Origin of the sequence: Chromohalobacter moromii, assembly GCF_023091865.1 — a bacterium.
GTDB lineage: Bacteria > Pseudomonadota > Gammaproteobacteria > Pseudomonadales > Halomonadaceae > Chromohalobacter > Chromohalobacter moromii.
In genome coordinates this window covers 133130-157540 of the sequence record NZ_JAHXDI010000003.1, presented here as the reverse complement: position 1 = coordinate 157540, position 24411 = coordinate 133130, and the positions used below count along the sequence as shown (strand labels likewise).

Below are 24411 nucleotides of genomic sequence, written 5' to 3'. Positions count from 1 at the left end.
GTGATGATGGCTGCGATATCTATAAGCATATCTCGTTGTCTCAATTTAGCCAGTCAGCCCCGGCTTGCCTCGTCGGCAGAACGACATCATTGCCGCGCCGGTGGCGGTCAACTGCAAGGCGTGCAAGCTCCAGCGGTACCAGTAGACGCGGTACGCCTTGCGCGGCGCCGCGGCGCCGTCGCGCCACGCCATGAGCCCGGCGGGGAGCGCACTGAAGGTCAGGCCGGCCATCCCGACCCCTGGCGATAAGGGCAGCCATAGCAGCACGGCCAGCGGTAAGCTCGTGCCTTGGAGGAGCGCGGCACTGACACGGGGAACGAGAAAACGCGGGTGGCGTGCGATGCTGGGAATATAGAGACAATGCCGCTGGTGCCGATGCTGTCGACGCCACCAGGGGACGAGGCGTCGCGGCGCTGCATGGTCGATCAGCAAGGGTGCGTCCTGCCAGCAAAGGTGCGCTTGGCAGCGCCACAGACGCACGAGGATATCCAGGTCGGCGCCAGCCTCGAGTCGGGGGTCATGGCCCCCTAGGCGCTCGTACCACTCACGGGTGACGGCCAGTTGCCCGGTGGGCCAATCCCAAGGGTGGTCGTCGAAGCCGCGTTGCGTGCGGCTGAGATACCAGCTAGCCAGCGGCGGCGGCAGCGGGGTGGCTGGGTATTGGGCGCAGACGATGGCGTCGGCGGCCTGGTAGCTGAAGGCACGGGCGAGCCCGGCAAGCCATTGTTCTGGGACCTCGAGCGCTGCGTCCAAAAACACCAGCACATCGCCATTGAGATAGGTGGCGCCATGGTGGCGCAGCGCGCCCTGTCCATGTTGGGGCAGCACGGCGAAGCGAATATCACGTTCAATCAGTAGGCGTTGGGTGGGTTCATCGAGCGTCGTAAGCTGTACCAACGTCTCGGTGTGCCCACTGAAGCCCGTGATACTGCGTGCCAGGGCGCTCAAGCAGCGCTCCAAGTGCTCGGGGGTATGGCTGGCGTCGATTAGCAGACTGTAAGTGCGCATCGCTGGGAGTGCCTTGGGATCAGAGCCCGTGTCGGGGGAGCTACTCAACAGACTGGGGGGTAGCGCGAACCCTGGCAATCATCGCCGGGGCTGGTTTTTCTAAAGCAATACTGACTACGAGCCTGCGCGCGTTCGGGCCGATAGGGGCGGTGCTCCATCGCCGATCAGCGCCCGATTACTTTTTTGCACCAAAGTGGTTCATAAAGGCGGTGCGATGCACCTTTGTGGGGCCGCGAAGTGTCTCTGCACTTTTATGTGGCGCGCTTGGCGTCAAAGTGGTGCTGACCGATACACAAAGATGGTCTATTTTTTCTCGATGGATCATGCGTTTATCGAGGGCGCACCTAGATGGCTCAAAGGTTGGCATGCCTTCTGCATTGCAAAACGTAAAGTGCATACCCGTGGGCAGTTGCCGGCGGGCGTGCTACAAACGACGCTGAACACGCAAGCAAACGACCCGAGCCGTGGGCTCATAGTGGAGGAAATCATGTCCGAGAAGACCCTCGCCCTGATCGAAGAACACGATATCAAGTGGGTGGATCTGCGCTTTACCGATACCAAGGGCAAGGAGCAGCACGTCACGATTCCGGCCGGCGCCGTCGATGATGAGTTCTTCGAGGACGGCCAGATGTTCGATGGCTCCTCCATTGAAGGCTGGAAGGGTATCAACGAGTCCGACATGATCCTGCGTCCGGAGGATGGTAGCGGTTATCTCGACCCGTTCACCGAAGACGCGACCCTCGTGCTGCGTTGCGATATCATCGAGCCGGCCACCATGCAGGGCTATGAGCGTGATCCGCGTTCCATCGCCAAGCGCGCCGAGGCGTATCTGAAGTCTACCGGGCTTGGCGACACGGCCTTCTTCGGGCCGGAGCCGGAATTCTTCATCTTCGACGAAGTGCATTGGAATGCCGATATTCAGGGCGCGATGTACAAGATCACGTCCGAAGAAGGCGCCTGGGCGACCGACTCCACCAATGTGGAAGGCGGCAACCTGGGGCACCGTCCGCGCGTCAAGGGCGGTTATTTCCCGGTACCGCCGGTGGATAGCTTCCACGACATCCGCAGTGCGATGTGCAACACCCTGGAAGCCATCGGCCAGTCGGTCGAGGTGCATCACCATGAGGTGGCCAACGCCGGCCAGAACGAGATCGGCGTCAAGTTCAACACCTTGGTCAAGAAGGCCGACGAAGTTCAGGAAATGAAGTACGTGATCCACAATGTGGCCCACGCGTACGGCAAGACCGCGACCTTCATGCCCAAGCCGCTGGTCGGTGACAACGGCTCCGGCATGCACGTGCACCAGTCCTTCTGGAAGGACGGCACCAACATGTTCGCGGGTGACGAATACGCTGGGCTGTCCGAAACCGCGCTGTACTATATCGGCGGTGTCATCAAGCATGCGCGCGCCTTGAATGCCTTCACCAACGCGTCGACCAACTCCTACAAGCGTCTGGTGCCGGGCTTCGAAGCGCCGGTCATGCTCGCCTACAGCGCGCGTAACCGCAGTGCATCGATCCGCATTCCGTATACCGCAAGTCCCAAGGGCAAGCGCGTCGAGTGCCGTTTCCCCGACCCGACCGCCAACCCGTACCTGGCCTTCTCCGCACTGCTGATGGCGGGTATCGACGGCATCAAGAACAAGATCCATCCCGGCGACGCGATGGACAAGAACCTCTATGACCTGCCGCCAGAAGAAGGCAAGGCGATCCCCACCGTGGCCGAGAGCCTCGACCAGGCCCTGGAAGCGCTGGACACCGATCGTGCCTTCCTCACCGAGGGTGAAGTGTTCACCGATGCGATGATCGACGCTTACCTCGAGCTCAAGCAGGAAGAAGTCGATCGCCTGCGCATGGCGACGCATCCGGTCGAATTCGACATGTACTACAGCTGCTGATCTCGCACGACTGCGAGTGATCGCGACTGACCGAGGCCCCGTCCGATGTGACGGGGCCTTTTACGTTGTAGCGCGTGCGTGATGGAGGGGGCGTTGGAGGTGTAGAGGGGACGTGTTGTGGTTGGATAAATTGAAGGTGCGCTAGACTGAGCGTTCGGTAAAGGCATGAGGAGAAGGACATGCGCCAAGGGTGGGCCACCGCAACATGGTTGAAAGGCGCTTGGGCGTTGCTCGTAGCGGTTGTGATGGGGATGTCGGCGGCGCAGGCGACCCCGGTCTATCGCAGCGTGGATGCGCAAGGCAACGTGACCTTTTCCGATCGCCCGATAGGAGAGAAAGTGGACGTCGGTACGGTGAACACGGTGCCCGGCCAGCCGCGCGAGACACGCGATCTCCAGGCGCTACCGGACGCAGCGACGGAGACGGAAGCGGATGGCGCATCGTCATTCACCGCTTACGAGCGTCTCGCCATTGCGGCCCCTGGCAACGAGACGACCCTGCCCACCGGCGCGGCGGGTAATACCCAGGTGCGTGTGGCGATCACGCCCGAACTGCGCGAGACGGACAAGCTGCGCATGGTTATCGATGGTGAGGTGAATGGGCCGGCTCGACACGCGACGACCTTCTCGGTCACCGAGTTAGTGCGTGGGGAGCACACCTTGCGTGCTGAAGTGGTCGATGCCGAAGGGCGGGTGCGTCAGCGTAGCGCGCCGGTCACCCTCTATGTGCAACGCGCCAGCGTGTATTTACCCGCCAATCCCAACAATCCCCGTAACAATGGTGACAGTGGCAGTCAGTGAGCCGATTTGGCGCCTGGTGCTGTCTGTTGTCCTCCTTTTGCACTATTTTGGTGCGTTAGTGATGCGTGCGTCCATGACGGCACTGCCCTATGCCGGGCGGTGACAGACTGGCGCGCTTCTTGCACTGATAACGTACATGGACGATGGATAATGGACGGGTCATGCCAGAACCTCCCTTGCCGCAATATTCGGTCGAACCAAAACGTTTGCTAGAACACCTGACGACGGCGGTCGTGCTGCTCGATGGTGACTTGCATGTACGCTGGATGAATCCGGCCGCCGAGTCGTTGCTGGCGACTAGCCGGTTGCGTGTCATGGGGCAGCGACTGGAAAGTCTGGCGGGCGTCGAGGGCAGTGTCGAAGCGGTGTTGTTCAAGGCGCGCGACGAGCTGCATCCCTTCACGCAGCGCGAAGCGACCCTGGTATTGCCGTCGGGGAGCACGGCCACGGTGGACTTCACTGTCACGCCGTTGTCCGCCGATGAGCTGCTGATCGAGATCGAGCCGCGCGACCGGCTGTTGCGCATTTCCCGCGAGGAGGCGCTGATCGCGCGCCAGGAGACCATCAAGGTGCTCACCCGGGGCCTGGCGCATGAGGTGAAGAACCCGCTGGGGGGCATTCGTGGCGCGGCGCAGTTGCTCGAACGGGATCTGCCCGACCCGCAGCTCGCCGAGTTCACCCGGGTCATCGTCGAGGAGGCTGATCGGCTGCGCGATCTAGTGGATCGCATGCTGGGACCCAACAGCATGAGTCGGCATGAGCCGCTCAACATCCACAAGGTGCTCGAGCGGGTGCGTACCCTGCTGGAGGCCGAGCATCCGCGCATCGACTACGTGCGCGATTACGACCCCAGCCTACCGGACCTGGAAGGCGACGAGGCGCAGTTGATTCAGGCAGTGCTCAACGTCGCCCGTAACGCCGTCCAGGCGATGGAAGAACACGGCGTCGATGCCCCGCACCTGACCCTGCGTACTCGCGCCCGGCGGCAATTCACGCTGGGCGCCGAGCGCCACCGCTTGGTCTGCGAGCTGGGCATTCTCGATAACGGCCCCGGCATTCCCGAGACGCTGCGCGAGACGCTGTTCTATCCGATGGTCTCGGGGCGTGCCGATGGCAGTGGCCTGGGCCTTTCCATCGCGCAATCGATCCTGCATCAGCACCAGGGGTTGATCGAGTGCGACTCGGTGCCCGGGTGTACCGAATTCCGTTTGTTGATTCCGCTTGAGAGCCATCATTGAGGCTTGGGAGGCCCTATGACTGACGTCGCACGCATTGTGATCGTCGACGATGACCGCGCCATACGCTGGGTGCTGGAGCGCGCGCTGGCTCAGCCGGATCTCGACGTGCAGAGCTTTGAGCGCGCTGACACCGCGTTGGAACAGATACTGCGTCAACCGCCCGATGTGCTGCTGACCGATATTCGCATGCCGGGGCTCGATGGGTTGGACCTGATGGCGCGCATTCGCGAAAGCCACCCGGATCTGCCGGTGATCGTGATGACCGCGCATTCCGACCTCGACAGCGCCGTGGCGTCGTATCAGGGCGGCGCCTTCGAGTACCTGCCCAAGCCGTTCGATGTCGACGAGGCCCTGGCCTTGGTGCGACGTGGCGTGGCGCATGCCCGCGAGCGACGCACGCCAGCGGCGGTGCCGGAAGGCCTGTCGGCGGAGATCATCGGTGAAGCACCGGCGATGCAGGAGGTTTTTCGCGCCATCGGTCGGCTCTCGCAATCCCATATCACGGTGATGATCAACGGCGAATCGGGCACCGGCAAGGAGCGTGTCGCCCAGGCGCTTCATCAGCATAGCCCGCGTCATGGCGGGCCCTTCATCGCCCTCAACATGGCGGCGATTCCCAAGGATCTCATGGAATCCGAGCTCTTCGGCCATGAAAAGGGCGCTTTCACCGGGGCGACGTCGCAGCGTCGCGGACGCTTCGAGCAGTCCGATGGCGGCACGCTGTTCCTCGACGAGATCGGCGACATGCCCGCCGAAACCCAGACCCGTTTGTTGCGCGTGCTGGCCGATGGCGAGTTCTACCGCGTCGGTGGTCATACGCCGGTCAAGGTCGACGTACGTATCATCGCTGCGACCCACCAGCATCTGGAGCGCCTGGTCGAGGACGGGCGCTTCCGCGAGGACCTGTTCCACCGCCTCAACGTGATTCGTATCCATCTGCCGCGTCTTTCCGAGCGTCGTGAGGACATTCCTCGCTTGGCGCAGCACTTCCTGGCCGACGCAGCCAAGGAGCTCGCCACCGAGCCCAAGGTGCTGACGCAGGAGGCCGAGCAGCACCTCACGCAACTGCCGTGGCCGGGTAACGTGCGCCAGCTCGAGAACACCTGTCGCTGGCTGACGGTAATGGCGTCGGGCCGCGAGGTGTTGGTCGAGGACCTGCCGCCGGAGCTGCGTGATATAGAAGGCACCGAAAGTGCCGGCGGCGACTGGCGCGGTGCCTTCCGCGAGTGGGCCGATCGCGCCCTGGCGGCGGGACATACGCATCTGCTCGAAGAGGCGGTGCCGGATTTCGAGCGCATTCTCATCGAAACGGCGCTCAAGCATACTGGCGGGCGCAAGGGCGAGGCCGCCGAGCTGCTCGGTTGGGGCCGCAACACACTGACACGTAAGCTCAAGGTGCTGCTGCCGGCACTCGCCGACGAGTGAGCGTTGGCGCTCGGCCTTCGGGTCGGGCGCTGTCGTCTTATCGTCATTACATCGTCATCGCCGTGACGCGGGATTGTCATCTGCTTGGCAGAACAATGGGCATTACTCATTGTTCGCAACCAGGTGACAACGCATGTTCTCGCAGACGCTTTCCCTGTCTCGCCCCGTTCTGGGGTTTGCCTTTGCCACCCTCGCGGGTATTTCCACCGCCCAGGCCGACTTCCAGCTAAGCGACCGCTACACCGATGCCGATGGCGACCTCGTCGCCGACATTCCAGAAGATGAATCCCAGTGGCGTGATCCAGACACGCTGGTCTTCGCCTATACGCCGGTGGAGGATCCTGCCGTGTATGCGGATGTGTGGTCTGGCTTCCTGGATCATATGGAGGAGGTCACCGGCAAGAAGGTGAAGTTCTTCCCGGTGCAGTCCAACGCCGCTCAGATCGAAGCGATGCGCGCCGGACGCTTGCATGTCGCCGGCTTCAATACTGGCTCCAATCCGCTTGCGGTGGCCTGCGCGGGCTTTCGGCCCTTCGCCATGATGGCCGCCGATGATGGCTCCTTCGGCTACGAGATGGAGATCATCACCTATCCCGGCTCCGGCATCGACGAGGTCGAGGACATCAAGGGCAAGACCCTGACCCATACCTCAGAAACGTCCAATTCCGGCTACAAGGCGCCTACCGCGCTGATGGCCTCGGAGTTCGGCATGACCTCCGGCGAGGATTACGAGGTCGAGTTTTCCGGCAAGCACGACAATTCGATTCTCGGCGTGGCCAATCACGATTACGAGGTTGCCACCATCGCCAACTCGGTCAAGGATCGCATGATCGACCGTGGCGTGATCGACGCGGATCAGATCGAGGTCATCTACCAATCGGATACCTTCCCGACCACGGCGTACGGGGTGGCCCACGACCTCGCGCCCGAGCTACAGGAGGCGATCAAGGAAGCCTTCTTCGACTTCGACTGGGAGGGCTCCGCACTGGCCGAGGAATTCGGCAAGAACGGCGAATCTCAATTCATCCCTATCACCTTCAAGAAAGAATGGTCGGTGATCCGGCAGATCGACGCGGCAAACGACGTGCAGTACCAGTGCTCGTGAGCCGTCGGGTGGCGGGCGGCGTCTTGCATGTCGTCGTCTGCCGCGATGGTGCTGGGAGGGTGACATGCTAGAACTCCAGCAACTTTACAAGACGTATGCCACCGGTGACACGGCGCTGCGGGATGTCTCTTTCGTGGTGCCACGCGGTCAGGTGATGGGCTTGATCGGGCCTTCAGGCGCCGGCAAGTCGACACTGATTCGTTGCATCAATCGCCTGGTCGATCCCAGTGCGGGCCGTATCCTGCTCGGCGATACCGATCTCGCTCAGGTAGGGCGCAGTGAATTACGTCGCCAACGGCGGCGCATTGGCATGATCTTCCAGGAGTACGCGCTGGTCGAGCGGCTCACGGTGATGGAAAACGTCCTATCGGGGCGCCTAGGGTATGTGCCGTTCTGGCGCAGCTTCACGCGGCGCTTTCCGGGACGTGATATCGAGAACGCCTACCGCCTGCTCGACCGTGTGGGCTTGCTCGAGCATGCCGACAAACGCGCCGACGCGCTATCGGGTGGCCAGCGCCAGCGGGTGGGTATCGCGCGGGCCTTGGCTCAGGAGCCCGCGCTGTTGTTAGTCGACGAACCGACCGCCAGCCTGGACCCCAAGACGAGCCGCCAGATCATGCGCTTGATCATCGAGGTATGCGACGAGCGCGACTTGCCAGCCATCGTCAATATTCACGACGTGCCGTTGGCCCAGCAGTTCATGCATCGCATCGTCGGCCTTCGTGCGGGCGAGGTTGTCTTCGACGGCACACCGGCGGCGCTCGATGAAGCGGTACTCGGTGATATCTACGGTGCCGAGGACTGGACGGCGATGCGCCGTGAGCACGAAGAAGACCAGGCGGCCGAGGCGGACGCCACGCGGCGTGTGGCGGAGGTCGCACGATGAGCCTCGAGACGACCTATCCGACGCGCTGGCGGCGCCCGCCGCGGATGTTGCGCGACCGGCGCTGGCGATTCGTCGTACAGGGCGCGGTGCTCGCTTATCTAGTGCTGGCGATGGGCTCGTTGGACATCGAGTGGTCTCGGGTGGTGGAAGGCCTGGCACGCGGGCAACGCTTCGTGGAGGGCTTCTTGCAGCCCGACTTTACCAGCCGCTGGAGCGATATCCGTCAAGGGCTGATCGAAAGCCTGACCATGACGCTTACCGCGACGGTGGTGGGGGTCTTGATCTCGGTCCCCATCGGTATCGGCGGGGCGCGTAACCTGGTGCCGGCGCCGGTATATGGGATATGTCGCACGATCATTGCCGTCAGCCGCTCGCTGCAGGAGATCATTATCGCGATCTTCCTGGTGGCGATGTTCGGTTTCGGCCCGCTGGCGGGGTTCGTGACGCTGTCGTTCGCATCGATCGGGTTCATCGCCAAGCTGCTGGCCGACGACATCGAGGAGATCGACCCACGCCAGGTCGAGGCGATTCGTGCCACCGGTGCCGGCTGGTGGCAGGTGCTGCACTATGCCATTCAGCCCCAGGTGATGCCGCGCTTGATCGGCTTGTCGTTGTACCGTTTGGACATCAACTTCCGCGAGAGCGCGGTGATCGGCATCGTCGGCGCCGGGGGCATCGGTGCCACGCTCAACACCGCCATCGACCGCTACGAATACGATAGCGCCGGTGCCATCCTGCTGATCGTCATCGTCATCGTCATGCTGGCGGAATACGGCTCCAGCTACCTGAGAAGATTCCTGCAATGAAGCCGACCCTTGTGCCCCCCGACGCGCCTACCACCTACGCCGATGTGTGGACCTTTCGCACGCCACGGGCGCGGCTCGCCTTGTGGTTCGGCTGGCTGGCACTGGTGGCGTTGTTCGTCTACTGCTGGCAGGTGATGAATGCCGACACGATGTGGGTGTTCGTGGCCGATGCACCGGGCCAGGCCGCCGACCTCGGTAGTCGGATGTGGCCGCCGAGCATGGCGTATCTGCCCGAGTTGATGGCGCCGCTGTGGGATACGCTCAACATCGCCACCTTGGGCACCTTGGGGGGCGTGATCATGGCGGTGCCGGTGGCGTTTCTCGCCGCACGCAATACCACGCCGTCGCGGGTATGGATCCGGCCGGTGGCGCTGTTGGTGATCGTTACCTCGCGCTCGATCAACTCCTTGATCTGGGCGCTGCTGCTGGTCGCGATTCTCGGGCCGGGGCTGCTCGCCGGCGTGGTGGCGATTGCGCTGCGTTCCATCGGCTTCGTCGGTAAATTGCTCTACGAGGCCATCGAGGAGACCGATGCACGTCAGGTCGAGGCGATCAGCGCCACCGGCGCGAGCGCCGCGCAACGCCTCGACTATGCCATCGTGCCCCAGGTGATGCCGGCATTCTGGGCGATCGCGCTGTTCCGCTGGGACATCAACATCCGGGAAAGCACGATCCTCGGCCTGGTCGGCGCGGGCGGCATCGGTCTCAAGCTGCAGGCATCGATCAACGTGCTGGCCTGGCCGCAGGTGGCGACGATCCTGCTCGTCATCCTGGCCACGGTACTCGTCAGCGAGTGGGTCTCGGCGCGGGTGCGCCAAGCCATCATGTGATCCTCGCGCCGTCGCCAAGCCCCGTGCATCTTGGCAGGCGGCGTAATATCCTTCTCCCCCTAAGGTCTAATCGAGTCCTCCCGTCGGTTCTGACAGGTCATCGTCAGCGGGAGGCGTCGTCGTTCACCGCCAGCCAGTCTGGCCATGTCCAACCCGGGTGCCGCCGCTTGCCAGCCAGGCGCGCGGTGCTTGCGTGATAACAGGAGTTTTTAGTGGCAACCCCCTCGCAACATGACCTGCGCAATGACTTTCGCGCCTTGCTGGCGTCCTCTGAGTGTTACTTCACTGCCTCGGTGTTCGACCCGATGTCGGCGCGCATCGCCGCCGATCTGGGCTTCGAAGTGGGGATTCTGGGGGGCTCGGTGGCCTCGCTTCAGGTGCTGGCGGCTCCCGATTTCGCCCTGATCACCTTGAGCGAGTTCGTCGAGCAGGCGACCCGCATCGGTCGAGTGACGCGCCTGCCGGTGATCGCCGATGCCGACCACGGCTATGGCAACGCGCTCAATGTCATGCGGACCATTACCGAGCTCGAGCGTGCCGGTGTGGCGGCGCTGACCATCGAGGATACCCTGCTGCCGGCGCAGTATGGGCATAAGTCCACCGATCTCATCCCCCTCGACGAAGGCGTGGGCAAGATGCGTGCGGCGCTTGAGGCACGCATCGACCCGGCGATGGCGATCATCGCGCGCACCAACGCCGGTCAGCTCGACGATGAGGCTGCCGTCGAGCGCGTGTGTGCTTATCAGGCGGCGGGCGTGGATGCCATCTGCCTGGTGGGCGTGCGTGACTTCGACCACCTCGAGCGCCTGGCCGCGCCGCTGGACATTCCGCTGATGTTGGTCACCTACGGCAATCCCGAGCTGCGTGATCGCGAGCGCCTGGCCGCGCTCGGCGTGCGCGTGGTGGTCAATGGCCATGCGGCCTACTTCGCTGCCATCAAGGCGACCTACGATTGCCTGCGCGAGCAGCGCGATATCGCTGCTAGCGAATTGAGCGCGTCGCAGTTGTCCACACGTTACTCTACGCTGGACGAGTATCGTGCCTGGGCGCGCGATTATATGGATGTGAAAGAGTAGGCCTCGACAACCGGAGAGTGCGATGAGCGCCATGCAATGGGAGCGTCTGCTTGACCCTACCCGCCTCAATGACAAGCACGGAGGCTCGCGCGATGAAATCGGGCGCAGTCCGTTCCATAAGGATCACGACCGGATTGTCTTCGCCGGCTCGTTTCGGCGTTTGGGGCGCAAGACGCAGGTCCACCCGCTGACCGACAACGATCATATCCACACCCGCTTGACGCATTCTCTGGAAGTGGGCTGCGTGGGGCGTTCGCTGGGCATGATCGTCGGCGAGGAGTTGCGTGAGCGACTGCCGGATTGGATCACGCCGGCCGACTTGGGGGTCATCGTGCAGGCGGCTTGCCTGGGGCACGACATCGGCAATCCGCCGTTCGGGCATGCCGGCGAATATGCCATTCGCGACTGGTTCAAGCGCGCCGAGGCGGAGGGCAGTGGGCTGTTGGCCGATCTGTCACCGGCCGAGCGAGAGGACCTGCTGACCTACGAAGGCAACGCTCAAGGGTTTCGCATCGTCACGCAGATCGAATACAACCAGTTCAATGGCGGCATGCGTCTGACCGCTGCCACGCTTGGCACGATGCTCAAGTACCCGTGGACGGTGGAGCGTGCCTCGCGGGCCGGCAAGTTCGGTTGTTACCAGTCGGAGCGCGAGCAATTGGGCGAGGTGGCCGAGCGTCTGGGCTTGTTGCCGCATGGCGAAACCGCCTGGTGCCGGCACCCGCTGGCGTATCTCGTCGAGGCCGCCGACGATATCTGCTATGCGCTGCTGGATCTCGAGGACGGCCTGGAGATGGGCATTCTGCGCTACGACGAAGTCGCCGAGGTGCTCATCCAGATCGCCGGGGGGACGCCATCGGGCTATGACGACATGCGTGCCCGGGGCGTGTCCCAGCGTCGACGTATTGCGGCCTTGCGCGGCGCGGCGATGGAACGTGCGGTGAACGATGTCGCGGCAGTATTCGTGCAACATGAGAGTGCGCTGCTGAACGGCACCCTGAATGGCGACCTGCTCGAACTGTGTCATCCCGATCTGGGCTGGGGAGTAGGCACGGCCAAGCAGATCGCCCGCGAACGTATCTTCCAGAACGAGCGCAAGGCCAAGCTGGAGATCGGTGCCTACACGACGCTGGGCATTCTTCTCGAAGCTTTCATCGGCGCGGCGTATGAGCTTCACCACAGCGGCGAGTCTTCCTTCAAGCACCAGCGCGTGCTGGCGTTGATCGGCGAGAACACGCCCAAGCCCTCATGGTCGCTCTATGCCAGCTATCGGCGCATGCTCGATTTCATCGGTGGCATGACCGACCACTACGCCGTCGATCTGGCGCAGGAGATGGGCGGTCGCCTGCGCGGCGAGTGACGCGCTCGCTACTCGCCGCGCAGGCGCGGGGTTACGGCGAGACGCTGCGCAGGCGTTCGGCCAACCAGGCACGGGTGCCGCTGTGGCCTTCGCGTTCGGCGCGTTCGGCCAGTTGCATGGCCAGCTCGATGTCGTCGGCCTTGAGAGCAGCGTTGATCATCCGCCGGTAATCGAAGTCAGGCGTGGAGGCGCCAGCGCTTGACGGGGATGCCTGCTCGTCGCGTGCAGTCGCACTGCGTGTCTCCGTCACACTGTCGGCATGCGAGCGCGTGCCGAGAATCGGCGTTAGCAGGCCACCGCCGGTCTCGCGGGATTCGCTTTCCAGGGTAACGTTGCCGGTGGCGCTGTGCTCGGCGATGGGGTCGGGGCCTGGGGGAAGCGCGAGACCGCGCACGCGGGCATAGACTTTTTCCGCGCTTTCATACTGCGTCGTGCCTTGGCGCGCGGTCTCGTTGCTGTAGATCACCATGTAGGCGGCATTGGGGCCGGGGGTGATGTCGAAGGTGGCGCCCAAACGCGCCCCGGCGAAACCATTGGGGCTGAGGTAGTCGAATTTATCGCTGGTGACGCGCTGCGTGGGCTGAAAATCCTCATCGAGGATCAGCACCGTGGGCGCGAAGACCTGATCCTTGGCGATGGTGCTGGTGAGTTTGAACGTCAGCGGCTCGCGCGTGCGCGGTAACTCGAACGCCTGGAAGTAGCTGGCCCCGTCCTCGAAACGGTGCATCGGGGCTTGTGTGTCGAGCGTTAACGACTGTGACTCACCGACCGCCAAGGACTGATAAGGCAAGGCGGCGAGCGTGTCGCAGCAGTCCGTGGCTTGGGCGAGTGCTCGTTGGCTTTGCTTGGCCGGCGTCACGGCGGTGTCGCCGTGGGGAACCAACGAGGCGCAGCCCGCCAGGCTGGTCAGGGCCAGTCCCGAGAGTAGGATGGCGATATGGCGTTGTGGCATGCAATGAACTCCCGAATGCAAAAGCGGCCCCGACGCTCACGCGGCGGGGCCCGAAGGATCGATACAGCTTACTAGCGTGTCAGCGGTCGCTTTGGTGACCGCCGAGCGATCAACTGCCCCACCAGACCTCCATCTGGGCGCCGAAGGTCAGACCATCGGTGTCGTTGAAATCGACGTTGTTGGGACCTGAGCCAGTATCCAGCGCGTGGGCTTGGCGATAGCCTTCTGCACTCAACTGTTCCTCATAGGCATCGCCGCTCCACTTGGCGTAGGTGGCAAACAAGCGAATGGTGGGACGAATCATGGCACCACGCCCGGCCGACCACTGCTGGGCGAGGGTCAATTTAGTGAGGTGATGATCACCACCGTCATAGCCGGCGACATTGCTTTGCGGTTCGATATGATCGTAGCCGAGTTCCATGGCGGTGCTCATGATGTCGTTCCAGTAATACACCGGGCGCACGCCTGCCGAGAACCACTTACGGCCGGAGTCGTCATCCATGTTCTTGTCTTCGTAGATGGCGGCGTAGAGCAGGTCGAGCTTATCCGGCATCAGCCAGACATGGCCACTATCGAGCACGCGCCACATGTCGCCTTCCTGCTCGAGGCTACCTGTGGAGCGGCCCACTGCGTTGCCATTACTGGTGATGATGCCATCGGTGGCGTACTGCAGTGCTACGGTGTTGGAGCCGCCGAACCAGTTCGACTGAGTGTGCTCGATGGTGCCCATCCACCCCTTGTCACCCTCGTCGTAGTCGATGCCAGCATCGTCATAGTAGTCCTTCTGCCAATCCGATAGCGAGGCGCGGCCGTAGTCGACGCCCAGTTGCAGCGAGCCGCCGGGATTGGTGGGAATGTCCGTCCAGCGCACGTCAACGGTATCGTCGGAGAGCCGCTGATCCTCGTCGGGAAGATTGTCACTATCCGAGCCGGAGCTTCTGACCCAAGCGAAGTTAAGCTTACCGGTGCCGACATCGATATCCGAGATCCCCACGCCTGGGCCGGAGACGTCCCAGTAGTAGAAGTCGTTCATATGGATATCGTGACGCTTGTAGAAGCGCTTACCGGCCCATAGCGTAGAGCCATTCGGCAGGCCGCTGATGGCATTGGTGCCGGTGACGAACATCTCGCGCAGGGCGATATTGTTGTCATCACCCTTGAGCGATTCGTCGTCGTTGGACTGCGAGGTGACGTAGGCGACGCGGCTGGCGAAGTCGAAAGTGGTGCCCTGCTGATCGAAGAGATTGGCGCCCAGGCCCAGCTCGGCATAGGTTTCACATTCGTTGCCCAGGCGGTACTTGGCCGGTGCCCCTGCCGCCTTGAAGCAGGTCTGGCTGCCGCCGCCGGCGGTGGAGCCGATGCCCGAACGTGCGTACCCGAAAAAATTGGGATTGATATCGGCATGGGCCAGGGCCGGCATGACGCAGGAAGCGCCGATCAGGGCCGCGAGTAGCGGTCGGCGTGTGAACTGGCGTGAGTCTCTCATGAGATGTCCCTTGTGATGTTATTGGTCATGGTGACGTTGAATCGTTTCATGGCGTGTGAAACGCGATGCTTCGTGCGCGTTGCTCAGCGAGCCGTGAGACTCGGCACTGAGGTCGTTGCGCAGGGGGCTTGATACCTCCTGAACGGTGAGTGGACGAGGTGAGCGTTTTTGGGTCCGCGCGAAGCGGGAGCGCAGTGGCGTGTCGACAGCGTCGGCATGAGGATCCCTTTGTTGTTGTTTTCGAAGCGTCGTTATTTTTAGGTGCGATGACGAATGATGTTTTCGTCATGTACGACATTATTAGCACGGTGTCGTAAGTTTTCATTTTGACTATGGTATAAACGCCACTAAAGTTTAATCTCTAAACTTATCGGGGCGATTTGGTGTCGCTTTTCCGCTTAAATTGCGAATTTTTGCGCATTTTATATGGAAGGCCAAGTTACTTAGTTTTTTATATTTATTACTGCGATGAAATATTACGAAAAAGGCGTTTGCTTGCCTTCTCGCGGTAGAGGCGTCGGGTTGGGATATCGTGTGAGGATATGCTGACGGTGCCATCGTAAGATGGCTGACGTCGTGTGCTAGACGCAGATGGCTGGCGGCATGCTGCCGCCGTTATCTAATGGCGTGTTGTGCGTGGGGCGAGCAGCATTTTGTGGGCTGGGGTGGTTGGCCGACGCGCGCAAACGACGCCTCGGCATGCGTCGTTCAAGAGGTAGTGCCTCGAGAGGATGTGCCGCGAGGTCCGTCGCGCTTGACGCGCTGATCGAGTGCCTGAACAACGCGTTGGTGCGCGTCGTCGTTCATGGGCTTGAGCGGAGTACCATTGAGCAGGGCGGCGAGCCCTTCGCCGTTGACGACCATCAGCCCGTTGGGGGCTTTCTCGATCTTTATCTCCCAGCCGGGTAGGACCAGAACACCTTGCACGGCGATATCGCCCAGGGAGTGGCGCGTCAGCCATTGACGGCACCAACTCGCGGCCATCCGTGTGTGTGCCAGGGACTGCCGTTCGCGCCAGCCCGGGAAGCGCAGGCGCTGCCCGGCCACCGTTACCTGAGTGCGGGGCTCGCCCATGACGTCCAGCGGTGGGGTCCGGGCACTGACCTCGACCACGAAGACCCCATGTGGGGTGACCACGACATGGTCGATGGCAAAGCTGTCGGAGGGCACATCATGAAACACGAAATAGGGGTGCGCCTCCGGACGGATCAGACGTTCCAGCTCCTGGCCCACGGCTAGCTCGCAGGCCAGACCCAGCTTGAGGCGGCGGATACGCTGCACGTCGCGAATCAACCGAAAGCACAGCACTAACGCCAGCAAGGTGGTCAAAAGCCCGTAAAGCGCCCATTCCAGCCAGCTGTGCCGGTTGGCGAACAGCATGCGCCCCATGCCATAGACCAGCGGCGCCAGGGTGATGATGGGCCCCAGTGCGCCATCCAGGAAGAGCGCAGCATAAGCGCGGTCGAGTCGGTCGCGTAGCGACTGTGCGGGTTCGCGCAGTGTGCGCCCGTCATAGGGTGATACGAGCGCGCCGTCTTCCAGGTGGCGTAGCGCCAGCACTACGAGCGCGGTGGCGCCGAGCGGGGCGAGAAAAATGATCGGCAGTACGTATTCCAGCCAAGCCATCACGGTCATCCTGGTCGAGAACGTGTTACATGAACGCCCATTCTAGCTAGCTTGTCGGAGATCGGCGATGCCGACGAGCGATGGGCGCTTGTCGCGACGCGGGACGCCGGTTGTATCATGTGAACATCGGCTTTCCCGGGAGATCACGATGTTCGATTCCTCAGCGTCGTCATTGGCGACCTTTCTTTCCCGTCATTCGCGGTTGTTCGTGCTCACTGGTGCCGGGATGAGTACCGATAGCGGCATCCCCGATTATCGTGATGAGCATGGCGCTTGGAAACGCTCGCCGCCGATGACGCATCAAACGTTCATGCACAGCGATACCGCGCGTCGCCGTTACTGGGCGCGTAGCCTGGTAGGGTTCCAGGCGCTCTCCGAGGCGCGGCCTGGACGCGCGCATCGTGCGCTCGCCGCGCTGGAGCGTGCCGGACGCATCGAGCAACTGGTCACGCAGAATGTCGACGGACTCCACCAGCGTGCCGGGTCGCGGCGCGTGATCGACCTGCATGGTCAGGCCGACGTGGTGCGTTGCATGCACTGTGGGGCGACCCAGATGCGCCATGCCGTGCACGCCGCCTTGGCGCGTCTCAATCCCCAATGGACGGGCCTGGAGGCAAGCGTCGGGCCAGATGGCGATGCCGACTTGGCGCATGACGACTTCGGCGATTTCTCGCTGCTTTCATGCGCACGTTGCGGGGACGGTATCTTCAAGCCCGATGTAGTGTTCTTCGGCGACAGCGTGCCACGCTCCCGCGTGGACGCGGCATTCGCTGCGCTTGAACGCGCCGATGCGATGCTGGTGGTGGGCTCGTCGCTGATGGTGTATTCGGGCTATCGCTTTGCGCGTCGAGCGGCGGAATCGGGCAAGCCGATGGCCTGCATCAACATGGGGCGCACGCGCGCCGACGCGCTGTTCAGCCTCAAGGTCGAAGCGTCGGCGGGCGAGACGCTGGATGCTGCGCTGCGTTCCCTGGAAGGCACTATGCTCACCGAGGGACTGGTTTCTCCAGCCCCGGCGGCCAGGACCTAGCCCGGCATCGAATGTCGTGGCGCGTCCGCCCCGCTCATTTTCGTTCCACCCCCTAAGGTGAAGCGGGTTCCAGCGTTACGGTCGGGATGGTGCCGGTCTCGCCGTTGAAGACCTCGACGCGCTCACGGTTGAGATGCGTCAGCCGCCCTTGATCGCGCACTTCGGCCTGCAAGATGTACGTATGCGCCGCCTCGATGGCGCCCTGGTCGTATTGCAGCGTAACCTCGGTCGCGGTGGTGTCGACGCGTGTATAGCGGCTTTCCGCGACGGTGTCGCCATCATTGCTATCTTTCAGCGTGACATCGAGGATGGCATCGTCCGACAGCTCGGGCGGTTGATCGAAGACGACCCGCGCATCGAGCGTGGTGAAATTAGGGCCACTGGCACAGCCCGCGAGGCCAAGCAGCAATAAACCGGTGAGTACGGCATATAGGCGACGCGGCACGTTAGGCAAGGACATGAGGGCCTCCTCGCACAGGGAAAGGGACTGCAGCCGACGGCGCGTTCAACCGCCAGCCAATTTGACGCGATAGCCGCGTGCTTCGAGTTCTGCCTTGAGCGTTTCGCGCTGATCGCCTTGAATCTCGATGATGCCATCCTTTATGGCGCCGCCAGTGCCACAGCGCTGCTTGAGCGCCTTGGCCAGAGCCTTGAGCGCGTCGGCCTTGAGCGGCACGCCGTCTACTAGAGTTACGCCCTTGCCCTTGCGTCCCTTGGTCTCGCGGCGCAGGCGGACGGTACCGTCGAGGCTTGCTAGGCGTTCTTCCTCTGCGGTTTCGGCACAGCGACACTCGGCCAGCGGTGCCCGGCACTCGGGGCAGACCTCGCCATGTTCGGTGGAATATACCCGTCCGCGTAATTGATCCTGCAGCGATGCCATGCGTGCCTCCTGAATCGATGTGTCGCGGACCTCCATGATAACGCGCCATGCCGGTAGGCACGATATCGGTCAACGCCATGCGGTGGGAGTCAGTGCAGCACGGCTTCCAACTGTTCCAATTTCGCCACGGCGCTGGGTAGGTCGCGCATGTCATGCAAGGCGATGGCACCCTCGGGCGTGGTTTCGCGCTCGGGGAAGCGGTTGATGTGTATCGTGCGCATTCCCGCCGCTAGGCCTGCTGCGACGCCCACCTCGGCATCATCGATGACGACGCAGCGTTCGGGCGCAACCCCCATCTCGCGCGCGGCATGCAGGAACAGATCGGGATCGGGTTTCCAGCGCTCGATGGTGTAGCCGCTGTAGAGGCGGTCCCCGAAATAGGGGCGCAGGCCGGTGCTGTCGAGGGCGCGGCGAATCTTGTGCTCCGGACCGTTGGAGGCGACGCAGCGGGGGTGCTCGGCGAGCCGGTCGAGCGCCTCGCGGACCCCCGGAATCGGTTGCAACTCGGTGCTCATGCGCGCCTGCATGGTGCGGCGCATCTCCGCCTCGGCGGCCTCTCGAGTGGTGTCATCCAGAGCCCCGAAACGGCGCTCCAGCTCGGCGACGATGTTGGCGAATCTGACGCCTCGAAACTCTTCCATGTATTGGGGCGCGGCGAAGGGTAATCCGGCGCGGGTCAGGACATCGGACATGACGTCGGCGAGAAGGGGTTCGCTATCGACCAGGGTGCCATCGCAGTCGAACAACAGGCACAACGGATGAGACATGGTGAAGCCTCGAGGGCATAGTGGATTAAACCGTTCATTGTCCCAAATATCGGCAGGCGACGCCCAGTCTTGATAAAGCACACCGAGTTTGCGAACGGCGTTTTTAAACGCTATCTAGAACTTTAGTTGTCCCTGGCCGTGATAGCAAGGCCAGGGAGGCGTTCAAAGCGATTGTCCGCGATTATACGAAATCCGGCGTCAGCCAGCGCGGTATGACCAGCACCAGCTCAGGAAAGAGGATCAACAACACGATCACCGCCACCATCACCGCCAGGTAGAGCAGCGTGGTGCCCAGCGCCTTGAGCAACGGGATGCCGCCGATCTTCGCCGAGATCATCAGGCACAGCCCGTAGGGCGGGGTGATCAGCCCCAGGCCCAGGGCCATGACGCCGATGACCCCGAACTGCACCGGATGCACGCCGGCCTGCATCGCCAGCGGCTGGAAGATCGGCGCCAGGATCGCCATCGCCGGCAGCGAGTCCATGAAGGTGCCGATGATCAGCATTACCACTGCCATGATGATCAGCAGCGTGGTCGGGTCGCTGATGGTGACCCCGGCCATCAGCTTGGGCGGGATCTGGTAGAAGCTGATCAGATAGCCGAAGATCGCCGCGCCGACCAGGCTGAACAGCGACAGCGAACACAGTCGCACGGTGCTGGTCGAGGCTTCGAGCACGTGCTTGAAGGTCAGTTCGCGATAGACGAAGAAGCCCAGCGCCAGGGCGTAGAGCACGGCGATCACCGCGGCCTCGGTGGGGGTGACCAGGCCCAGGGTGATGCCGCCGATGATGACGATGGGAATTCCCGCCGCCAACAGGCCATCCTTGCCCGAGCTCATCAGCTCGGAGAATCTCGCGCGCTGGCGCACCGGCACGTCGTAGCGGCGTACATAGAGCAGGTTGAGCAACAGCTGGGCGATGCCGATCATCACCCCGGGCAGGATGCCGCCGAGGAACAGCCCGGCGATCGAGGTATTGGTCAGCGCGCCCCATACGATCATGTTGATCGAGGGCGGAATGATAATGCCCATCACCGACGAGGCGGCGGTGACGGCCACCGCGAAATGGGTCGGATAGCCTTCACGCTTCATCGCCGGAATCAGCACCGTGCCGACCCCCGCGCTGTCGGCGGTGGACGAGCCCGAAACGCCGGCGAACAGCATGCTGACCATGACGTTGACATGCGCCAGCGCGCCCTTGAAGTGACCGACCAGGCGCATGCACAGGGTGATCAGACGGTCGGTGATGTGCGCCGAATTCATCAGGTTGCCGGCGAGCAGAAACAGCGGCACGGCAAGCAGCACGAAGGAGTCCATGCCGTTGTACATGCGCTGGAACATCACCCACATGGTCAGCCGCGGGTCGAGCAGAATCATGCTGAAGGCGGTCAGCACCAGCGACATGGCGATGGGGATGCCGGCGACGATCAGCACGCCGAGCAGGGCGAACAGCAGCCAGGGCAGGATGAAGGTCCATTCCATCGGCATCATGAACGTGGCCCTCGCGGTTGTTCGCTGACGGCGAGCGGCGCGTCGTCGGCGCTCGCCAGTTCGTCGAGTTCATTGGGTGTGTTGAGCGCCGCTTCCATGGCGTTCATGCCGTGCAGCGCGGCATGCAGCAGCCGCTCGAGGCTGTACAGCACGATGAACACGCCGCTCACAGTGAACGCCGAATAGACGTAGATCATCGGCAAGCCGGACGCGGTGGCGCTACGGCGCAGGCCGGAGATGGCGAAGTCCTTGCCGTAGACGATGAAGATCACGCCCACCGCGAAGCAGGCCAGATCGCGGATCAGGCGGGTCGCCAGATCGGCCCGGGTGCCGCGCGGGAACGCCTCGAGCACGAAATGGTCGGCATGATAGACGCCGATCGCCGTGCCCAGCATGATCAACCACTGGAAGGCGAAGCGGCTGAACTCCTCGGTCCAGTAGAGTCGCGGCAACAGCGGCAGGTTGCGACTGACGATCTGGTAGATGATCAGCAGGATGAAGCCCAGCAGCAATGCCAGCAGGATCGCGTTGAGCAGGCGCTCGAGCCCCCGGTTGAGGCGTGACAGGCCATGCAGCAGTGCGGCCATGGCGTTGTCCTCATGGTTGGTGATGGAAGGTGGCAAGACAGGCGGGGCACCGCTCACGATGCCCCGCGGCGGGCTCACTGGCCGGCGTTGACGATCTTCTGGTGCAACTCGCTCAGGCCCATCTCGTCGATGACCTTCTTGAGCGGCTCGGCGACGATCTCCATCATCCGCTCACGGTCCATCGGGTACAGCGTCGCGCCTTCCTGCTCGAGGGTGTCGAGGGCTTCGGCATCCTGCTTGAGCTGGACGTCGCGCGCATAGCTTGCGGCCTGCTGGGCGGCTTCCATCACCGCCTGCTGCTGGCTCTCGTCGAGCCCTTCCCAGCTCATCTGCGACATGGTCAGCAGGCGCACGGTGATGTCGTGCTCGGACAGGCCGATATGCGGGGCGACCTCGTGAAAGCGCATCCGCTCGATCCACTCGGCCTCATTGAGCAGGCCATCGATCGCGCCCAGTTGCAGGCCGGTGTAGATCTCCTTCCAGGCCATCACCGTGGGTTCGGCGCCCAACGCCTTCCAGGCGGTGATCAGCGGCTTGGTGGGGTTGGTGCGCAGCTTCATGCCCTCGAGGTCGTCGAGGCTCTCGAGCGGACGCGTGCTGACGATCTGGCGCTTGCCGCCGCCGAAGAAGGCCAACACCTTGACGTCGGTCTCGTCCTCGATCTTGTCGGCGATCTCACGGCCCACGTCGCCGTCGAGTACCGTGCGCCAGTGCTCGACGTCGCGATACATGAACGGTATCGAGAACACATTGGCGGTATCCGAGAAGTCAGTGATCAGCCCGGGATTGATGATCGAGAGGTCAAGTGCGCCGGCCATCTGCTGCTCGAACATCTCGGTCTCGTGGCCGAGCACGGAGTTGCCCATGATGGTGACGGAAACATCTCCGTCAGTCTTGTCTTCGATCAATTCTTTGAAGCGTTCGGCCCCGAGCTGATAGGCGGTGTCCTCGGTGCCGCCATGGCCGAAGCGTAAGTCTACGGCCTGGGCGCCACTGGCCAGTGTCATACCGAGCGTCAGCGTGACGATGCCAAGTGCACGCTTGGTGAAGGAGTGGCGAGATAGAGTTGGATCGATCCAGTGCTGAGTCATGATGTCACCTCGTTCATTGTTGTATCCGCCTCGGGCGGGCTGGCGTGACGCCTCGGTTAGGCGTCGAGAGTGGCGTGTGGATATCGTCGATACAGTGCTTCCCCATGGGCGGGAATGGGGTCGCATGAGTGACGCACTTGCAGGCGTGGTGTCAGGATCACTTGTTCGCGAGCGCCGCCAGGATTGGCAATGCGCCGCATGGCCAGTCGCGCCGCTTCCTCGCCGATGGAGAAAGGGTGCGTGGCAACACTGGTCAAAGGAGGCAGGCTCAGAGCCGCTTCCTCGATATCGTCGGTACCGATGATCGCGCAGTCTTCGCCGGGTATCAGGCCCAACCGCTGAAGTCCCAGCATGGCGCCTAGTGCCATTAGATCGTTGTGGCAGATCACGGCCGTGGGGCGAGGAGTTTCTTGCATCAGTGTCTGGATGCCCTCGAAACCGGCGCGGCGTGTCACAGGTCCGCGCACGATGCCCAGTACCTCGCCGAGCCCCTGCGCGTGCATGGCGTCGTGATAACCCTGGTGGCGGGCGCGTGTGGCGGAGTGCTCGGCTTCGCCGCCGAGAAATACGATGCGACGGTGGCCGAGCGCCACGAGATGATCCACTGCTTGTCGTACACCGAGTTCGAAATCGGTACCGGCGTAGTCGAACGGGGGCGTACCGATATGGCGCAATACCTGAACGCAAGGCATGTTCCAGTCCATCAACTGGGTGAGCAGTGCGGGATCAGTACCTTCGGCGGGACATAGCAGCAAGCCGTCGACACGTTGCTCGCGCATGCGCTCCAGAAAGCGCTGCTGCCGCCCGGGAGAATCTTCGCTGTTGGCCAGGAACGAGACATAGTTTTCGCGGTGCAGGACCGAATCGATACCCGCGACCATGGCACCGAAGAACGGATTGGCGATGTCGTAGACGACCACGCCGAGGGTAAAGGTATGACTGGCGCGTAGCGCTGCCGCTCCACGGTTGTAGACATATCCCAGAGCTTTGATTGAGGCCTGCACCCGCGTTCGAGTGGAATCCGCCACTAGCGGGCTTTCGCGCAGTACCAGCGAGACCGTAGAGCGTGAGACTCCGGCATGGGCCGCGATGTCCTGCAGCGTGACGCTTTGACGCGCGCTCTCGCGTGGGGATGATGGGGGCTCGGAGGATTCGGCCATGGCTGGTTTGCCTCGTTTTGGATTGATCCAAATATGAGAGTCAGCCTAGAAGAGTCACCGCCTCGTCCCCATTCGCCTTTGGTCCAAGTGCGACCAGAGTCGTAGGTGGGGGATGCGTTAGAACGCGTTCAAAGCGATTGTCCACCGGTGAGTTCGATGCGTTCACCGTTGAGCCAGTTGAAATCGCTCGACAATAGGCTCGCGACGGCGGCGCCGATATCATCCGGCTTGGCGGTGCGTCCTAGCGGCGTGATCGAGCGGAAGTGAGCGTTGAGATCCGGATCGTCGCGCACCGCGCCGCCTGCGAAGTCGGTTTCCACGGCGCCAGGGGCGATGGCGTTGACCGTGATCCGGCGCTCGCCGAGTTCCTTGGCCATATAACGCGTGGTCACCTCCAGCGCGCTCTTCATCGCCGAATAGGCGCAGTGATTGTCCAGCACGAAGCGCGTGGCGGCGGTGGAGACGTTCAGGATGCGTCCGCCCCGGGCGATCATTGGCAGCAGGGCTTGGCTGAGCAGGAAGGGGCCCTTGAAGTGGGTGCGGTAGAGGGCGTCGAGATCATCCTCGGTGGTCTCTTCGTAGGGAGCGAGAATGCCCTCGCCCGCATTGTGGACCACGGCGTCTAGCTCCGTACGGCCGAAAGTGTCTTTCAGCGTATCCGCCACGTTGTCCTTGAATTCGGCGAAGGCGGTGCTGTCGCCGATATCGAGTTTGAGCATCGCCGCCGTGCCGCCGGCGGCCTCGATTTCGCGGGCGACCGACAGGGCGTCGTCGCGGTGACTGCGGTAGGTGCCGATGACGCCAACGCCGGCGGCGGCGAGGTGCAACGCCATGCTACGGCCGAGGCCCCGGCCGGCGCCGGTGATGAGGGCAATGCTGGAGGACATGAGTAGCTCCCGATTCGGAAAATGC

23 protein-coding genes are annotated in these 24411 nt (G+C 62.8%); 11 read left to right on the top strand and 12 right to left on the bottom strand.

Features of this window, described 5'->3' with window-relative positions; translation table 11 throughout:
* Nucleotides 1-45: 45 nt before the first annotated feature.
* Nucleotides 46-1008, bottom strand: coding sequence for a glycosyltransferase family 2 protein (locus KZO83_RS10720; protein WP_247620809.1), 963 nt, complete (start codon nt 1006-1008; stop codon nt 46-48).
* Between the two features lie 487 nt (nt 1009-1495).
* Here KZO83_RS10720 and glnA point away from each other — a divergent pair, with 487 nt between their 5' ends.
* From glnA to KZO83_RS10670, 10 genes are all read left to right on the top strand, one after another.
* Nucleotides 1496-2905, top strand: a complete 1410-nt coding sequence (glnA, locus tag KZO83_RS10715) for a glutamate--ammonia ligase (RefSeq protein WP_247620808.1) — start codon at nt 1496-1498, stop codon at nt 2903-2905.
* A gap of 179 nt (nt 2906-3084) precedes the next feature.
* Nucleotides 3085-3705, top strand: coding sequence for a DUF4124 domain-containing protein (locus KZO83_RS10710; protein ID WP_247620807.1), 621 nt, complete (start codon nt 3085-3087; stop codon nt 3703-3705).
* A 161-nt stretch (nt 3706-3866) separates the two neighbouring features.
* Nucleotides 3867-4943 carry a nitrogen regulation protein NR(II) gene (gene glnL, locus KZO83_RS10705; RefSeq protein WP_272493596.1) on the top strand — a complete coding sequence of 359 codons (1077 nt, stop codon included), beginning with the start codon at nt 3867-3869 and terminating at the stop codon, nt 4941-4943.
* A 15-nt stretch (nt 4944-4958) separates the two neighbouring features.
* Nucleotides 4959-6368, top strand: coding sequence for a nitrogen regulation protein NR(I) (gene ntrC / locus KZO83_RS10700; protein ID WP_040240785.1), 1410 nt, complete (start codon nt 4959-4961; stop codon nt 6366-6368).
* Between the two features lie 133 nt (nt 6369-6501).
* Complete coding sequence (phnD, locus tag KZO83_RS10695) at nt 6502-7473, top strand: phosphate/phosphite/phosphonate ABC transporter substrate-binding protein (protein WP_246894990.1); 972 nt, start codon at nt 6502-6504, stop codon at nt 7471-7473.
* Nucleotides 7474-7537: 64 nt separating this feature from the next.
* Nucleotides 7538-8359, top strand: coding sequence for a phosphonate ABC transporter ATP-binding protein (gene phnC, locus KZO83_RS10690; protein WP_247620806.1), 822 nt, complete (start codon nt 7538-7540; stop codon nt 8357-8359).
* Nucleotides 8356-9165, top strand: coding sequence for a phosphonate ABC transporter, permease protein PhnE (phnE, locus tag KZO83_RS10685; protein WP_247620805.1), 810 nt, complete (start codon nt 8356-8358; stop codon nt 9163-9165). The genes phnC and phnE (KZO83_RS10685) overlap by 4 nt, the downstream gene beginning before the upstream one ends.
* Nucleotides 9162-9995, top strand: a complete 834-nt coding sequence (gene phnE / locus KZO83_RS10680) for a phosphonate ABC transporter, permease protein PhnE (protein ID WP_247620804.1) — start codon at nt 9162-9164, stop codon at nt 9993-9995. The genes phnE (KZO83_RS10685) and phnE (KZO83_RS10680) overlap by 4 nt, the downstream gene beginning before the upstream one ends.
* 212 nt (nt 9996-10207) lie before the next feature.
* Nucleotides 10208-11071, top strand: coding sequence for an isocitrate lyase/PEP mutase family protein (locus KZO83_RS10675; RefSeq protein ID WP_247620803.1), 864 nt, complete (start codon nt 10208-10210; stop codon nt 11069-11071).
* Nucleotides 11072-11093: 22 nt separating this feature from the next.
* Nucleotides 11094-12431, top strand: coding sequence for a deoxyguanosinetriphosphate triphosphohydrolase (locus tag KZO83_RS10670; RefSeq protein WP_247620802.1), 1338 nt, complete (start codon nt 11094-11096; stop codon nt 12429-12431).
* Between the two features lie 31 nt (nt 12432-12462).
* Here the strand turns inward: KZO83_RS10670 and KZO83_RS10665 are convergent, their stop codons facing one another.
* From KZO83_RS10665 to KZO83_RS10655, 3 genes are all read right to left on the bottom strand, one after another.
* Entirely contained in the window at nt 12463-13383 is a 921-nt protein-coding gene (locus KZO83_RS10665; RefSeq protein WP_247620801.1) for a MalM family protein, read from the bottom strand.
* 109 nt (nt 13384-13492) lie between these two features.
* A complete protein-coding gene (locus tag KZO83_RS10660; protein ID WP_247620800.1) occupies nt 13493-14869 on the bottom strand; it encodes a maltoporin in 1377 nt (458 codons plus the stop codon).
* 708 nt (nt 14870-15577) lie between these two features.
* Nucleotides 15578-16495: a nuclease-related domain-containing protein gene (locus tag KZO83_RS10655; RefSeq protein ID WP_247620799.1), complete on the bottom strand. Its 918-nt coding sequence runs from the start codon at nt 16493-16495 to the stop codon at nt 15578-15580.
* Nucleotides 16496-16643: 148 nt separating this feature from the next.
* Between KZO83_RS10655 and KZO83_RS10650 the strand changes: the two genes are divergently transcribed.
* Nucleotides 16644-17525: an NAD-dependent protein deacetylase gene (locus KZO83_RS10650; RefSeq protein WP_247620798.1), complete on the top strand. Its 882-nt coding sequence runs from the start codon at nt 16644-16646 to the stop codon at nt 17523-17525.
* A 52-nt stretch (nt 17526-17577) separates the two neighbouring features.
* Here KZO83_RS10650 and KZO83_RS10645 read toward each other — a convergent pair whose 3' ends face one another.
* From KZO83_RS10645 to KZO83_RS10610, 8 genes are all read right to left on the bottom strand, one after another.
* A complete protein-coding gene (locus KZO83_RS10645; protein WP_040240800.1) occupies nt 17578-17985 on the bottom strand; it encodes a YbaY family lipoprotein in 408 nt (135 codons plus the stop codon).
* A gap of 45 nt (nt 17986-18030) precedes the next feature.
* Complete coding sequence (locus KZO83_RS10640; RefSeq protein ID WP_040240804.1) at nt 18031-18405, bottom strand: translation initiation factor Sui1; 375 nt, start codon at nt 18403-18405, stop codon at nt 18031-18033.
* 89 nt (nt 18406-18494) lie between these two features.
* A complete protein-coding gene (locus KZO83_RS10635) occupies nt 18495-19172 on the bottom strand; it encodes an HAD family hydrolase (RefSeq protein ID WP_247620797.1) in 678 nt (225 codons plus the stop codon).
* Between the two features lie 181 nt (nt 19173-19353).
* Entirely contained in the window at nt 19354-20661 is a 1308-nt protein-coding gene (locus KZO83_RS10630; protein WP_247620796.1) for a TRAP transporter large permease, read from the bottom strand.
* Complete coding sequence (locus tag KZO83_RS10625) at nt 20658-21248, bottom strand: TRAP transporter small permease (RefSeq protein ID WP_247620795.1); 591 nt, start codon at nt 21246-21248, stop codon at nt 20658-20660. The genes KZO83_RS10630 and KZO83_RS10625 overlap by 4 nt, the downstream gene beginning before the upstream one ends.
* A gap of 74 nt (nt 21249-21322) precedes the next feature.
* Nucleotides 21323-22339 carry a TRAP transporter substrate-binding protein gene (locus tag KZO83_RS10620; protein ID WP_247620794.1) on the bottom strand — a complete coding sequence of 339 codons (1017 nt, stop codon included), beginning with the start codon at nt 22337-22339 and terminating at the stop codon, nt 21323-21325.
* A gap of 56 nt (nt 22340-22395) precedes the next feature.
* On the bottom strand, nt 22396-23499 hold the full coding sequence (locus tag KZO83_RS10615) for a LacI family DNA-binding transcriptional regulator (RefSeq protein ID WP_247620793.1): 1104 nt from the start codon (nt 23497-23499) through the stop codon (nt 22396-22398).
* A 128-nt stretch (nt 23500-23627) separates the two neighbouring features.
* On the bottom strand, nt 23628-24386 hold the full coding sequence (locus tag KZO83_RS10610; protein ID WP_246941543.1) for an SDR family NAD(P)-dependent oxidoreductase: 759 nt from the start codon (nt 24384-24386) through the stop codon (nt 23628-23630).
* Between the last annotated feature and the right edge of the window lie 25 nt (nt 24387-24411).